Genomic DNA, 2115 nt, shown 5'->3' on the forward strand with positions numbered 1-2115 from the left:
AGACGTCACCACCCTCACGAGTCACGAAACGGGTCTTCATCGGCAGCTTGTGCTGCGCGCGGCGCATGGCCTCACGGGCCAGCGGCTCGGGGACGCCGCCGAGCTCGAACAGAATGCGTCCGGGCTTGACATTGGCGATCCACCACTCCGGGGCGCCCTTACCCGAGCCCATGCGGGTCTCGGCGGGCTTCTTGGTCAGAGGACGGTCCGGGAAGATGTTGATCCACACCTTGCCGCCACGCTTGATGTGGCGGGTCATGGCGATACGGGCCGCCTCGATCTGGCGGTTGGTGACGTAGGCGGGCTCGAGGGCCTGGATGCCGTAGTCACCGAAGGCGATCTGATTGCCGCCCTTGGACATGCCCGACCGGTGCGGGCGGTGCTGCTTGCGGAACTTGGTCCGACGGGGGATGAGCACGGCTCAGGCCTCCGTTCCCTGGTCTGCGGCAGCGTTCTCGGCGACCGGCGCCTGCTCGGCCTGCTGCTCGGTGTGACGCGGGGCGCGCTCACCGCGGCGGGCGCCGCCACGACGCTCGCCCCGGCCCCCACGACCGCGCGGGCCGGACTCGGCCTGCTGGCGAGCGAACTCGCGCTCGGTCATGTCGCCCTTGTAGATCCAGACCTTGACGCCGAGACGTCCGAAGGTGGTCTTGGCCTCGTAGAAGCCGTAGTCGATGTTGGCCCGCAGGGTGTGCAACGGGACGCGACCCTCGCGGTAGAACTCCGAGCGGCTCATCTCGGCGCCGCCCAGGCGGCCCGAGCACTGCACCCGGATGCCCTTGGCGCCGGCGCGGATCGCGGACTGCATGCCCTTGCGCATCGCGCGCCGGAAGGACACGCGGCTGGCGAGCTGCTCGGCGATCCCCTGCGCCACGAGCTGAGCGTCGAGATCGGGGCTCTTGACCTCGAGGATGTTGAGCTGGACCTGCTTGCCGGTCAGCTTCTCGAGCTGGCCGCGCAGGCGCTCGGCCTCGGCGCCACGGCGGCCGATGACAATGCCCGGGCGGGCGGTGTGCAGGTCGACGCGGACACGGTCACGGGTCCGCTCGATGTCGACCTTGGAGATTCCCGCGCGCTCCATGCCGTCGGCCATGAGCCGGCGGATCTTGACGTCCTCGTCCACGAAGTCGCGGTAACGCTGACCCGGCTTCGTGGAGTCCGCGAACCAGCGCGAGCGGTGGTCCGTGGTGATGCCCAGGCGGAACCCGGTCGGGTTGACCTTCTGCCCCATTACCGGGCTCCTTCCTTCTGTGCGGCGTCGGCACGGTCGCCGACGATGACGGTGATGTGGCTGGTCCGCTTAAGGATCCGGCCGGCGCGCCCCTGGGCGCGGGGCCGGAACCGCTTGAGGGTCGGGCCCTCGTCGGCGAACACCTCGGTGATGAACAGGTCGTTCTCGTCGAAGGGCTCACCGGCGCGCTCGGCCTTGACCCGAGCATTGGCGATTGCGGACTCGATGACCTTGCGCACCGGCACCGCAGCGGCCTGCGGGGCGAAACGGAGCACGTTAATGGCCTCGACCGCGCGCTTGCCGCGGACGACATCCACGACACGACGCGCCTTCATCGGCGTGCAGCGCACGTACTTGGCCTGCGCCTTGGCTTCCATGTTCTCTGCCTCTCAAACTTTCCGGAGTCCGTCAGCGACGCGACTTGCGGTCGTCCTTGACGTGCCCGCGGAAGGTGCGGGTCGGGGCGAACTCGCCGAGCTTGTGGCCCACCATGGACTCGGTGACGAAGACCGGGACATGCTTGCGGCCGTCGTGGACGGCGAAGGTGTGTCCGAGGAAGTCCGGCGTGATGACCGAACGGCGGGACCAGGTCTTGATGACGTTCTTGGTGCCCTTCTCGTTCTGAGCGTCCACCTTCTTCTGGAGGTGGTCGTCGACGAAGGGACCCTTCTTCAGGCTGCGCGGCATCTCAGGCTCCTATCAGCGCTTCTTGCCGGTCCGACGACGACGCACGATGAGGCGGTCGCTGGACTTGTTGGGACGACGGGTACGGCCCTCGGGCTTGCCCCACGGCGAGACCGGGTGACGGCCGCCGGAGGTGCGGCCCTCACCACCACCGTGCGGGTGGTCGACCGGGTTCATGACGACACCGCGGACGGTCGGGC

4 protein-coding genes and 1 pseudogene are annotated in these 2115 nt (G+C 68.7%); all 5 read right to left on the bottom strand.

From position 1 onward, the window contains the following. On the bottom strand, positions 1-418 hold a 418-nt coding region (gene rplP, locus Q4C85_RS11690; RefSeq protein ID WP_126382255.1), incomplete at its 3' end, for a 50S ribosomal protein L16. Between the two features lie 3 nt (positions 419-421). Then, positions 422-1231: a 30S ribosomal protein S3 gene (rpsC, locus tag Q4C85_RS11695; protein ID WP_126382256.1), complete on the bottom strand. Its 810-nt coding sequence runs from the start codon at positions 1229-1231 to the stop codon at positions 422-424. Next, a complete protein-coding gene (gene rplV / locus Q4C85_RS11700; RefSeq protein ID WP_303142307.1) occupies positions 1231-1608 on the bottom strand; it encodes a 50S ribosomal protein L22 in 378 nt (125 codons plus the stop codon). The genes rpsC and rplV overlap by 1 nt, the downstream gene beginning before the upstream one ends. A 31-nt stretch (positions 1609-1639) precedes the next feature. Then, positions 1640-1918, bottom strand: coding sequence for a 30S ribosomal protein S19 (rpsS, locus tag Q4C85_RS11705; protein ID WP_008729396.1), 279 nt, complete (start codon positions 1916-1918; stop codon positions 1640-1642). Positions 1919-1930: 12 nt separating this feature from the next. Continuing rightward, positions 1931-2115: pseudogene (locus Q4C85_RS11710) on the bottom strand (50S ribosomal protein L2); the annotation flags it as partial.

It is taken from the genome of Actinomyces sp. (genome assembly GCF_030524025.1).
Classification (GTDB): domain Bacteria; phylum Actinomycetota; class Actinomycetes; order Actinomycetales; family Actinomycetaceae; genus Actinomyces.